Source organism: [Flexibacter] sp. ATCC 35103, from assembly GCF_001975985.1.
Lineage (GTDB): Bacteria > Bacteroidota > Bacteroidia > Flavobacteriales > Flavobacteriaceae > Flavobacterium.
In genome coordinates, this window is record NZ_MTQF01000001.1 from 885,076 (window position 1) to 897,856 (window position 12,781).

11 protein-coding genes are annotated in these 12,781 nt (G+C 33.1%); 8 read left to right on the forward strand and 3 right to left on the reverse strand.

The window, feature by feature from the left end:
- Positions 1 to 63 precede the first annotated feature (63 nt).
- Complete coding sequence (locus BXU01_RS03735) at positions 64 to 1,842, reverse strand: ABC transporter ATP-binding protein (RefSeq protein WP_083691751.1); 1,779 nt, start codon at positions 1,840 to 1,842, stop codon at positions 64 to 66.
- A gap of 92 nt (positions 1,843 to 1,934) precedes the next feature.
- Between BXU01_RS03735 and BXU01_RS03740 the strand changes: the two genes are divergently transcribed.
- From BXU01_RS03740 to BXU01_RS03760, 5 genes are all read left to right on the forward strand, one after another.
- A complete protein-coding gene (locus BXU01_RS03740) occupies positions 1,935 to 2,513 on the forward strand; it encodes a non-canonical purine NTP diphosphatase (RefSeq protein WP_083691752.1) in 579 nt (192 codons plus the stop codon).
- A gap of 204 nt (positions 2,514 to 2,717) precedes the next feature.
- Positions 2,718 to 4,640 carry a DEAD/DEAH box helicase gene (locus BXU01_RS03745; RefSeq protein ID WP_083691753.1) on the forward strand — a complete coding sequence of 641 codons (1,923 nt, stop codon included), beginning with the start codon at positions 2,718 to 2,720 and terminating at the stop codon, positions 4,638 to 4,640.
- Between the two features lie 239 nt (positions 4,641 to 4,879).
- Positions 4,880 to 5,653 (forward strand): carboxypeptidase-like regulatory domain-containing protein, encoded by a 774-nt coding sequence (locus BXU01_RS03750; protein WP_083691754.1) that lies wholly within the window; start codon positions 4,880 to 4,882, stop codon positions 5,651 to 5,653.
- Between the two features lie 101 nt (positions 5,654 to 5,754).
- On the forward strand, positions 5,755 to 6,093 hold the full coding sequence (locus BXU01_RS03755) for a DHCW motif cupin fold protein (protein ID WP_083691755.1): 339 nt from the start codon (positions 5,755 to 5,757) through the stop codon (positions 6,091 to 6,093).
- 319 nt (positions 6,094 to 6,412) lie between these two features.
- On the forward strand, positions 6,413 to 7,687 hold the full coding sequence (locus BXU01_RS03760; RefSeq protein ID WP_165689755.1) for a porin: 1,275 nt from the start codon (positions 6,413 to 6,415) through the stop codon (positions 7,685 to 7,687).
- 109 nt (positions 7,688 to 7,796) lie between these two features.
- Here BXU01_RS03760 and BXU01_RS03765 read toward each other — a convergent pair whose 3' ends face one another.
- Entirely contained in the window at positions 7,797 to 9,257 is a 1,461-nt protein-coding gene (locus BXU01_RS03765; protein ID WP_083691757.1) for an aminoacyl-histidine dipeptidase, read from the reverse strand.
- Between the two features lie 238 nt (positions 9,258 to 9,495).
- Between BXU01_RS03765 and BXU01_RS03770 the strand changes: the two genes are divergently transcribed.
- The 3 genes from BXU01_RS03770 to BXU01_RS03780 all read left to right on the forward strand — a co-directional run bounded on the left by BXU01_RS03770 (position 9,496) and on the right by BXU01_RS03780 (position 11,792).
- Positions 9,496 to 10,557 (forward strand): DUF3810 domain-containing protein, encoded by a 1,062-nt coding sequence (locus BXU01_RS03770; RefSeq protein ID WP_083691758.1) that lies wholly within the window; start codon positions 9,496 to 9,498, stop codon positions 10,555 to 10,557.
- Positions 10,558 to 10,656: 99 nt separating this feature from the next.
- Positions 10,657 to 11,151: an RNA polymerase sigma factor gene (locus tag BXU01_RS03775; RefSeq protein WP_068843197.1), complete on the forward strand. Its 495-nt coding sequence runs from the start codon at positions 10,657 to 10,659 to the stop codon at positions 11,149 to 11,151.
- 8 nt (positions 11,152 to 11,159) lie between these two features.
- Positions 11,160 to 11,792, forward strand: a complete 633-nt coding sequence (locus BXU01_RS03780) for a hypothetical protein (RefSeq protein WP_055098297.1) — start codon at positions 11,160 to 11,162, stop codon at positions 11,790 to 11,792.
- A gap of 104 nt (positions 11,793 to 11,896) precedes the next feature.
- On the opposite strand, the gene BXU01_RS03785 is transcribed toward BXU01_RS03780, so the two are convergent.
- On the reverse strand, positions 11,897 to 12,727 hold the full coding sequence (locus BXU01_RS03785) for a 1-acyl-sn-glycerol-3-phosphate acyltransferase (protein ID WP_083691759.1): 831 nt from the start codon (positions 12,725 to 12,727) through the stop codon (positions 11,897 to 11,899).
- Positions 12,728 to 12,781 lie beyond the last annotated feature (54 nt).

A 12,781-nucleotide genomic window follows, 5' to 3' on the forward strand; every position in this document is an offset into this window, starting at 1 on the left:
CTCGTAAACCCGACAGGTTTTAAAAACCTGTCGGGTCTCTTATCACAATAATCTTGAAGGCAATTAATCAAGCGTCTGAGTAATTTTATCAATATTAAGACTATTTGCCATCGCTGTAAATATTTTATAGTAAACAGATTTATTATCATACAATTCATCATGTGTTCCTACTTCTACACATTTTCCCTGCTCTAAAACTATAATATTGGCAGCATCGATAATTTGAGAAATACTATGCGAGATGATAATTACGGTTCTGTCTTTTTTAATAGCGTCTAATGATTTTTTTATTTGTTCTGTCGCTATTGCATCCAAACTTGCCGTAGGTTCATCCAGAAAAATAATAGGCGGATTCTTTAGAAACAATCTTGCAATCGCAATGCGTTGTTGCTGACCTCCTGAAAGCAAATGCGCATCAGAATCATATCCTTTTGGTAGTTGTATAACTTGTTCATGGATATAAGCTTGTTTGGCAGCGTCTATGATTTCAGATTTTGATGCATCAGGTTTTCCATATAAAATATTTTCAGCAATTGTACCTTTAAAAATATGATTCTTCTGTAATACTAATCCAATATTTTTGCGAAGAAAATCAGTATTATAATCATTCAAGTCTACACCATCGAGGTATATTTTTCCTGATGTTGGCAAATAAAATTTATCCAGTAAATTGATGATTGTACTTTTTCCTGCTCCGCTTAAACCAACTAATGCAGTCGTTTCGTTGGGTTTAATAGTGAAATTGATATCAAAAAGCGCTTTTGTTCCGTTTGGATAAGCAAAATCAACATTTTTAACTTCTATAAGTCCAATAATTTTCTCTGGAACATAATCTCCGCTGGTTTCTTTTTCATTTTCTGATTCTAAAATATCGAAGAATCCTTCAGAATAAATCAAGGCGTCGTTTACTTCATCATAAATACGATGTAATTGCCTGATTGGTGCAGATACATTATTAAACAACATAATATGAAACATGATCGCACCAATTGTCATCGTATTATTCAGTACAAAATAAGCCGTTAGAATAATGATAATTACAACTCCTATTTGTTCTACAAAACCTTTTACACTTTCAAAAATAAAACTTGTCTTTCTGGTTTCAAGTTGATTCTCTGTCATTTCGAACTGAATGTCTTTATGACGATCTGCTTCCATTGGTTCACGAACAAACGATTTTATAACCGTTATCGATTCGATTAAACTGATGATACCGTTATTTTTCGTTTCGCGATAATTACGCATTCTTCGTCTAAAACCACTCAGTTTTGTGGCTTGCAACTGACTTATATAGAAATAGATCGGGATAATACATAAACTTACCAAACCCACATAAACATTCGCATAAAACATAATCCCCAGAGCCACAAAAGCATTAGCAAAAAGTGGCAGAATATCAATGAAAAAATTCTGAACCAATCGTGTTAAGCTGCTAATTCCAAGATCGATTCTGGTTTGTAGTTTTCCGCTTTCATTTTCATTAGAAGTATAAAATTCCATTCGATAACTCAGGATTTTTTCGACAATCGCCTGAGATATATCGCGAGTTATAAAGATTCGCAGTTTTTCTCCATAAAATTTCTGACCAAATTGTACTACAGAATATATAAGCTCTTTAGAAAGTAATACAATACTAATAATTCCCAATAAATGAAAACCTTTCGATAAGGGTTCATGCGCCACCATTAGATCACTAATAGAATCTACGGTATACTTTAATATTAAGGCATTTACCTGAGCCGCAAACGATCCTAAAAAAGTAAGCAACAAAGTAGCAATAACCATCTTTTTATAAGGCTTAACAAAAGGAGTTATTTTTTTATATAATACTGATATCTGCATTTATTTTTATTTCATGTCGCATATCAAATATAAGAATTCTAAATTTGTGTTTTGGAATTACTCTAAAGAATCAACTTTAAAAATATATCGTCATGCAATTGGTTTTCGCTTCAAACAATCTCAATAAAATCAAGGAAATTCAAAGTATCCTGAAAGGATCTATTCAATTATTAAGTTTAGAAGAAATTGGCTGTCACGAAGAAATTCCGGAAACTGCTGATACTATTGAAGGAAATGCGATTTTAAAAGCAAATTATGTAACTGAAAAATACGGTTATGACTGTTTTGCCGATGATACGGGTTTAGAAGTTACCGCTTTAAACGGAGAACCCGGCGTTTATTCGGCACGATATGCGGGAGAACAACGCAATGCCGATGATAATATGAACAAACTTCTTAAGGCTTTATCAAATAAAGAAGACCGAACCGCTCAATTTAAGACTGTTATTGCTTTAAATTTAAAAGGAGAACAACACTTATTTACCGGAATTGCAAAAGGAAACATTATTCTTGAGAAAACAGGAAATCATGGCTTTGGTTACGATCCTATTTTTCAACCTGAGAATTATACTGAGACTTTTGCTGAACTGGCTTCAGACATCAAAAATAAAATAAGTCATCGTGCAAAAGCAACTCACCAACTAATTGATTTTCTGAACGCAGCAAAATAATTGTTTAGAATACAACATTTTAGAGTCCAAAATTTATATTTCACGACGTATTTTTGCCGAATTTTCCTGATGTACAGACAAAAATCATGCTACTATAAACATAACTTTTTGATAATCAAATCATAACAAATACATAATTCTTAAAATAGCATTAGTTTATCTGAATAATTAACAGTAATTTTGCACCCTATTTTAAAAATACATATGAATAAATTTGAACAATTAGGATTGAATGAATCGTTACTGAAGGCGATTTTAGATCTAGGATTTGAGAATCCGTCAGAAGTACAGGAGAAAGCGATTCCCCTATTATTGGAAAAAGACACAGATATGGTTGCGTTGGCTCAGACAGGGACAGGGAAAACGGCAGCTTTTGGTTTTCCGCTAATTCAAAAAATTGATGCTGACAACAAGAATACACAAGCATTAGTTTTATCGCCAACACGAGAACTTTGTTTACAGATTACCAACGAACTTAAAAACTACTCAAAATACGAGAAAGGTATTAATGTGGTAGCAGTTTACGGCGGGGCTAGTATTACAGAGCAAGCTAGGGACATTAAAAGAGGAGCACAAATTATTGTGGCTACTCCAGGAAGAATGCAAGACATGATCAACAGAGGTTTGGTTAACATTAAAAATATAGATTACTGTATTCTTGATGAAGCTGATGAGATGTTGAACATGGGATTCTATGAAGACATCGTATCTATTTTATCAGATACTCCAGATCAAAAAAGTACATGGTTGTTCTCTGCAACTATGCCACAAGAGGTTGCCAGAATTGCAAAACAATTCATGAGCGAACCGGTTGAAATTACTGTTGGAGCTAAGAACTCAGGTTCTGCAACAGTTTCTCACGAATTTTACTTAGTAAATGCACGTGATCGTTACGAAGCTTTGAAACGTTTAGCCGATGCAAATCCAGATATATTTTCTGTGGTTTTCTGTCGTACTAAAAGAGATACACAAGCTGTAGCTGAAAAATTAATTGAAGATGGATATAGCGCTGCTGCGTTGCACGGAGATTTATCTCAGGCGCAACGTGATGGTGTAATGAAATCTTTCCGTGGAAGACAAATTCAAATGCTTGTTGCTACTGACGTTGCTGCACGTGGTATTGACGTTGATAATATTACTCACGTAGTAAATTACCAACTTCCTGACGAAATTGAAACATACAATCACCGTTCAGGACGTACAGGTAGAGCTGGAAAATTAGGAACTTCTATTGTTATTGTTACAAAAAGTGAGTTGCGTAAAATTTCTTCTATCGAAAGAATCATCAAACAAAAATTCGAAGAGAAATCTATTCCTTCTGGAATCGAAATCTGCGAAATTCAATTGTTGCACTTAGCAAACAAAATTAAAGATACTGAAGTTGATCACGAAATTGACAACTACTTACCAGCAATCAACAATGTTCTTGAAGGTTTATCCAAAGAAGAATTGATTAAGAAAATGGTTTCAGTAGAATTTAACCGTTTTATTGCTTACTATAAAAAGAACAGAGATATTTCTACTCAATCTGGAGAAAGACGCGAAAGAACTGATTCTGAGCCAAGAGAATTCAATAATAACGGAGCAGTTCGTTACTTTGTAAACATAGGTTCAAGAGATAATTTCGACTGGATGTCTCTTAAAGATTACTTGAAAGAAACATTAGACTTAGGTCGTGATGACGTTTTCAAAGTAGATGTGAAAGAAGGTTTCTCTTTCTTTAACACTGATCCTGAACACACTGATAAAGTAATGGAAGTATTAAACAACGTACAATTAGAAGGACGTCGTATTAATGTTGAAATTTCCAAAAATGATGGTGGCGGAAGACGTGACCATAACGGTCGTAGCGGCGGAGGACGTAGTTCTGCTCCAAGACGCGAAGGTTCTGGTGGTGGAAGTTTCGGACCAAGACGTGAAGGTTCTGGCGGTGGTGGTTTTAGAAGCGACAGAAACTCTGCTCCTAGAGAAGGTGGTTTCAGAAGCGACAGAAATTCATCTGCTCCAAAAAGAGAAGGTGGGTTTAGAAGCTCAGCTCCAAGAAGCGAAGGAAGTTCAGACAGAGCTCCAAGACGTTCTGAAAGCTTTGGTGATTCGCCAAGACCAAGAAGACCAAGAAGAGATTAATACTTTAATATCTTAAAATACAAAATCCCAGATTCCAGACATAATTGGAATTTGGGATTTTTTTTACCTTAAAGAATCTTACTCTCTATAAATGAGTTTTGTATTTTAATCTTCCTTAACCCTTTTTATTTAAATACTAAAAGCAACGCTGCTACCTTTGTTAATTTTCTGATAATTATATTCGAAGACTGCGAAATATTTAATCCCTATTTAGTACTTTTAGTGCTTTAAATCAGGATATGAAATATTTCGCAGTTTTCTTTTTTACACTACTATCAGCCATTGGTTTTGCACAAGACGTTGAGTCTACTGCACCACAAAGAGTTTCAGGTTATGTCATTAATGACAATACGAAACAACCTTTGCCAAACGTAAATATTATTAACACGAACAAGGTACGTGGTGCCAAGTCTGATGCTAAAGGATATTTTGAGATAGATGTACAAGTTAATGACACGATCCACTTTTCGATTTTAGGATTTCAATCTTTAAGAATCAGGGTAACGAATGACTGGATAAAAAATAAAGTAACCAGAATTCAGCTTACTGAAAAAGCAATTGCTCTTGAAGAAGTAATTATCGCACCATTTAATCTAACCGGATATCTGGAAGTCGATTCTAAATTAATTCCAACAAAAGAAAACTACCGTTACAGCATTTCCGGACTTACTCAAGGCTACGAAGCAGGAGAATATTCTCCAAATGCATTTGGAAAAGTATTAGGCTCCATTTTTAATCCTGCAGATGTTCTCTATAGTTTCTTTGGAAAAAATGCCAAAGAACTCAAGAAACTAAAAGAAATGAGAAAAGATGATACCGTTCGAAATCTTCTTGAATCTAAATATGATCGTGAAACTGTTGCTGTACTTCTAGGCATTAGTAAAGACGAAATTCCTGAAATTTTACAGCGCTGCAATTATTCTGACTCCTTCATACAATCAGCAAATGATTTACAAATTATGGACGCCATCAATGGTTGCTATGAACAATATAAAGTATTAAAACGAAATTAATTCACTTTAAATAAAATTTAAAATCCTCATTTACAAATAGTAATTGAGGATTTTTTTTATTTAAAAACTTATATTTGATCATTAACAAACCAAAAGATATTATGAATGAAATACCTTTTCAAACAATCGACTGGAATCAAATTGCAAAAACCGAACATTCCGGAGAAACCGGAACCGCTTATTGGCAAACCCTGCAGTTAGGAGGTTTACGCATTCGAAAAGTTACTTATTCTAAAAACTACATTGCTGATCATTGGTGTCAAAAAGGTCATATTGTTCATTGTCTTGAAGGAGATTTTATCAGCGAATTAGAAAATGGACAAAAATTTGAACTTTCAAAAGGAATGACATATGTAGTTACTGATGACATTAGTTCTCATAAATCATTAACCAATAATGGTGTTGAGTTACTAATAATAGATGGTGATTTTTTAAAGTAATAAAAGTAATATTTGAAGCAAATTAAAATATTATATCTACATTTACTTACATTCAAATAAAATTAATTAAATCAACATATCATGGCAAAAAGTCAAGACGCTAAAAAAACAGCAAAGAAAGAACCGTTAAAAACGGCTAAAGAAAAAAAAGAAGAAAAGAGAGAGAAGAAAAATGCTCCTAAAAGAGATTAAGTTTTAGTCTCAGTTTGCAGTCTCAGTTTGCAGTTTCTCGAAACTGAATACTGAGATTGCGACTTAATACTGAGTCTTTTTTTAAATGCACAATTTTAGATATATCGATAATTTAAAATTAGAAGCAATGCGAAAAAATTATATTTTAAAGATTACGCTTTTGCTATTTCTATTTTTCTTAAGCAGCAAAAGTTTCTCACAACATACTGACTTAGTAGACGATTCTCAAACTCAAATCTTAGCCGATTCTACTAAAAACTATATCATTCCTGATGCAACAAGCAAAGGAATGAAATGGTCGAGAACTGAGAATAAATGGTTCACAGCAAAATTAGGCTTCGCTCCTATTTTAGATTATAATGCCAACTTTCAAAATCAGGACAGCAAAAATCAGGTAGGTAAACAAGAAAGCCGATTTGACATTAGAAGCGCCAGAGTTATGGTGAGCGGAAAAATAAACTTCAAAAACCCCTGGAAATACTTAATAAGTGTTGAATACAAAGGATTAGACAGACCTGACGACGCCAATAATTTTGGCATAACCGATTTTAAAATTGTTATACCATTATCTGAAAATAGTGAACTCGATTTCGGAAAAGTCAAGGAAACTTTTGTTTATGAAATGGTTGGGGACGCCGCCAACTTACCGCAATTTGAACGATTATTAAATCCTTTTTTTAATAGCAGAAATATTGGTGTAATTTATCGTCATTATCTATTAAACGACAGAATTTCTCTTTCAGGCGGAGTTTTTAAAAATTGGCCCGCAAGCGACAAAAGCTTTTCAAACACTGATAATACCTTTACAGCCAGAATTACCGGATTACCAAAATGGCAAAATGACGGAAAAGAATTTATGCATGTTGGAATTGGTTTGCGATACGTAGATGCTAAAAATGACATTATAAGGTTAAAAAATAAAAATGAGTCAAATATCACTTCAGCTTATGTTGATACCGGAAATATGAATGCTTCACACCAGTTTAATTTAAGTATGGAGCAACTTTGGAGTTTAGATAATTTTTCGGTTCTAATGGAATATGTTCACAACTGGACTGCAACAAACGATTTAGGCACGCAGCAATTTAGTGGTTATTATGTAACAGGAAGTTATGTTTTAAGCGGAGAACAAAGGCCCTATGATCAGAAAGCCGCTTATGCCAGAAGAATAAAACCAACAGGTAAATATGGAGCTTGGGAAATCTTTGCGCGTGTTGGAGCAAATGATTTAGAAACCAAAGAAATTCACGGAGGAGTAAATAACCGTTATGACCTGGGACTGAATTGGTGGGCAACTCAATATTGGAAAGCTGGTTTGGTTTATGGAATTGGCAATCTTGAAAAAGACGGAATTACAGGAGTAACCAATAATTTACAATTCAGAATTCAATGGATATATTAGAAAGTATTCAGTTGCAGTGTTCAGTCTTTAGTCGCAGTTTCAGTCTCAGTATTCAGTGATTGTAATACCGAAAACTGAGACTGAAACTGCGACTGTAAACTGAGACTTATTATTTAACCGGAATATTAGAAAGAATCTCTAATACAAATTTCCAATATTTTTGAGCTGAAGAAATACTTGCTCTTTCATCCGGAGAGTGTGCACCATGAATCGTTGGTCCAAAAGAAATCATATCCATATCAGGATAATTTGTTCCTAAAATTCCACATTCTAAACCAGCGTGACAAGCTACTACTTTTGGTTTTTCGTTATTTTGCTTTTCATAGATTCCAACTAAAGTATCTAATATTTCAGAATTTACGTTTGGAGTCCATCCCGGATAAGAACCTGAAAGCTCTACTTCACAACCTACTAATTCAAAAGCAGAACGCAATGCATTTGCCAAATCAAATTTTGAAGTTTCAACAGATGAACGAGTTAAACACCCAATAGATATTTCTCCATCTTTTACAATAACACGAGCAATATTATTAGACGTTTCTACTAAATCATCCATATCAGCACTCATTCTGTAAACTCCGTTATGAGCAGCATAAATAGCACGAATAATTCCTTCCTGAACTCCTAAATCCATTACTTTTTCAGGAGTATCGCATTTTACGATTTCTATAGATAAATTAGGCTCAGTAGTTTTATATTCCGTTTTAATATCATTGATGATTTCCTGCATATCAAAAATATAGGCTTCATCAAACATTTCAGAAATAATTACTTTCGCAACACTTTCTCTCGGAATTGCATTTCGCAAACTTCCACCGTTAATTTCTGCTACCTGCAAACCAAAGTTTTCAAAAGCATCAAACAATAAACGGTTCATGATTTTATTTGCATTTCCTAAACCTTTATTGATATCCATTCCTGAGTGACCACCATTAAGCCCTTTTACAGTAATAATATGTCCAACTGATCCTTCCGGAACTTCTTCTTCATTATAAGTTCTTGTAGCTGTTACATCGATTCCACCAGCGCAACCTATATCAATTTCATCATCTTCTTCTGTATCTAAATTCAAAAGAATCTGACCCTGAAGAATTCCTCCTTTTAAATTTAGAGCCCCAGTCATTCCGGTTTCTTCATCAATAGTAAATAAAGCTTCAATTGCAGGATGCGGAATATCTTTACTTTCTAAAATAGCCATAATTGTTGCTACTCCTAATCCATTGTCAGCTCCAAGTGTTGTACCGCGGGCACGAACCCAGTCACCATCTACATACATATCGATTCCCTGTGTATCAAAATCAAAAACAGTATCTGCATTTTTTTGGTGCACCATATCAAGATGTCCCTGCATAACGATTGCTTTGCGGTTTTCCATTCCCGGAGTTGCCGGTTTTCTGATAATAACATTTCGGATTTCGTCTTCAAAAGTTTCTAAACCTAAGCTGTTTCCAAAGTCTTTCATAAACTCGATCACACGTTCTTCTTTCTTTGACGGACGAGGAACTGCGTTTAAATCAGCGAATTTATTCCATAGCGCTTTAGGTTCCAGATTTCTTATTTCCTGACTCATTATATTTTGTTTGAAGTTTAACAATTAAGAGTCCCAAAGTTACAAAGTTTAATTTTTTTTTCGCCACGAATTTCACGAATTAGCACTAATCTTATTGAAATTAAAATACAATTTCACAAATACTATCCCGTTTTGTAAAATTACAAACTAATAATTTAGTAAAAGCTCGTGGAATTCTTAACTAACTTTTTTTATCAATCAATATTGTATTTATATTTACCTATCAAAAATCTATACTTTGAAATCAAAATACACACTACCTATATTTCTTCTTTTGCAAATCATCCTCTTAAAAATTCTACCCTTCTTTCCTGAATTTATAGAAAGATTTTACAGCAAAGGATTCTACTTAAAAATCTCTTACTTTTCGAGAATTCTTTTAGGTAAGATTCCATTTTCTGTTGGAGACTGCATTTATTCTATTTTAATTTTACTCTTAATTCGATGGTTTTGGAAAATCCGCAAAACATGGAAAATTCAATGGAAAGATAATCTCTTAAAAGCTCTAAGTATTCTTTCAATATTTTATTTCTTTTTTCATATACTCTGGGCATTAAACTATTACAGGGAACCTCTTTTTGAAAAAATGAAAATCCAGAAAGAATATACTGATGCGGAATTGTTGGTTTTTACAAAAAAACTAATTGCAAAAACAAATGAAATTCAGTTTCAAATTACCCAAAATGACAGTGCCAAAATAGTTTTTCCTTATTCTCAGAATCAGGCATTTCAGATGAATTTATCCGGCTATAAAAATCTCTCAAGAGATTATTCTTATTTTAAGTATGAAATTATAAGCGTTAAAAAATCTCTTTTCAGTTTACCTCTTACCTACATGGGATTTGGCGGTTATTTAAACCCTTTTACTAATGAGGCACAGGTCAATGATTTATTACCTATGTATAATTTTCCTATTACGAGTTGTCACGAAATGGCACATCAAATGGGTTATGCAAGCGAAAGCGAATGCAATTTTATTGGCGTTCTGGCAGCTGTAAAAAACAACAATTTATATTATCAATACTCCGGTTATAGTTTTGCTTTGCGTTACTGCTTAGGGATTTGGCAGGCAAAAGATGAAAAAATATTCAAACAATTAAAACAAACAGTTCACGCAGGAATTTTAAAAAACTATCAGGAAAGTCAGGATTTCTGGAAACAATATGATACTTTTATTGATAAAGGTTTTCATGTTTTTTATGATAATTTCTTAAAAACAAATAATCAAAAAGATGGCATGGAAGGTTATAGTAAATTTGTAGATTTGATGGTGAATTATTACAAAACCAGACCACTATAGAACGCTATTTATTATTAATAATTCGAGAAATTTGTAAAATTCGTGACAAAAAAAACACATTCATTGTAACAAAATAAAGTTCATTACTACTAATACATTATGAGCGAAAATCTAGAACAGTCATTTGTTGCACAATTGCAGGCAAATCAGAATATAATCCATAAGATATGTCGATTATATACTGCTGGCGAAGATGCTCACAAAGACTTGTTTCAGGAAATTACCATACAACTATGGAAAGCTTATCCTAAATTTAGAGGCGATAGTAAATTTTCGACCTGGACGTATCGTGTCGCTTTAAATACCGCCATTACCTTATATCGAAAAACCAAAAGAACCGTATCTACAGTAGAATATGAAAGTCACCAGCATTTTGTAAAAGATGTTGATTACAATTATGAAGAAGAAGAACAGATTAAGTTGATGTACAAAGCCGTTTATCAGCTTAACGACATCGAAAAAGCATTAGTTTTTATGTATTTAGAAGACAAAGATTATCAAGAAATAGCAGAGACCTTAGGGATCAGCGAAGTGAATGCACGTGTGAAAATGAACAGAATTAAAGGGAAACTTAAAAAAATACTAAATCCTTAAAAATTATTATGAAAGAACTGGATTTATTAAAAAAAGACTGGAAAAAGAACTCTGACTCTTTTGAACAAATTTCTGAAAAAGAAATCTATAAAATGATTCATAAAAAATCATCTTCAATTGTGAAGTGGATTTTGATTATCAGCATTTTAGAAGTATTATTTTGGACTATATCAAATTACTTTTCAAATATTGACGATTTCTTAAATAACATTCATCATCCTGAAATCATACTTTATATGGAGATTCTGATGTATTTTAATTATGCGGTAATATTGGTTTTTATTTATTTTTTCTACAAAAATTACAAAACAATATCCACCATTGTTTCTACTAAATTATTAATGAGCAGTATTTTGAGAACTCGTAAAACAGTTCAGTATTATGTATGGTACAATTTAGGAATGATTGTGGTTTCATCAATTCTTAGCTTTTTCATAGGATATGTTTACAATCCTGATATGGCAATTGTTAGGGAAAAACTAGCCTTGAACGGAAAAGCAATGTTGTTTTCGATTGGCGCTCTTGTATTACTTACATTACTATTCTTTGGGCTATTCTGGTGTATTTACAGATTGCTTTACGGAACTTTATTAAGAAGATTGTACGCTAATTATAAAGAGTTAAAGAAAATTGATTTCTAGATCCAAAGGTTTCTTTTGAAGTTGCTATCCAAAAACCTTGGACTTAGCTAAGGTTCTAAGTTTATTTTAAAAAAAACGTGAAACTTGAAACAAAAATTTAGAATCTAATGTTCGCTTTCTGATGCTTTATAGCTCCATCTTCTCATTTCATTCAGTTCTTCTTCAGCTTTAATTTCTTCGGCCGGAATGACTTTTAAAAATGATGGATGTTGTTCTATTGCAAATTCTACTTTTTCAACGATTTCTTCGATCGTATCATTTTCATAATCAATATCAAGAGGTTCTTTGATAATAAAAGATTGTAGAATTCCCTTTTTCTTCATTCGTAATCCTTTCTTATCAAACGAACGACGGAAACCATCTATTACTATCGGAATTACAATTGGTTTATGCTGTTTAATGATATGTGCTGTTCCTTTACGAACCGGTTTGAACGATTTTGTTGTTCCTTGCGGAAACGTAATTACCCAACCATCTTCAAGTGCTATTCTGATGTTTTCAGTATCGTTTGGGTTAACATCACGTTTTTCAGTAACATCGACACCTTTTGCACGCCAGGTTCTTTCGACTGTAATCGCACCAACATAAGCTAAAATTCTTGGCAGTAAACCTGCATGCATGGTTTCTTTTGCCGCAACATAATAGATATTCATTTTTGGCTGCCACAAATATCCAATATTCTTAATGGTATCCTGACGTCCGCTTAAACTTGCGTTAAACACATGAAACATAGCTACAACATCGGCAAAATAAGTTTGATGATTAGAAATAAACAATACATTAGTGTCCGGCAATGTTTTAATAATTTCTGATCCTTCAATCTGTAAATCATTAAATCCCCTGTATCTTCGGTGCGTCATGGCTCCCAAAATTCGTATTAACCATTTTTTAATGAATAATATATGTCCAAAAGGATTTCGTTTAAACAATCCCATAGTTGTGTATTGTATTTTTTTGTTAGAACGCAAACATACAAAAATTATTCTTTT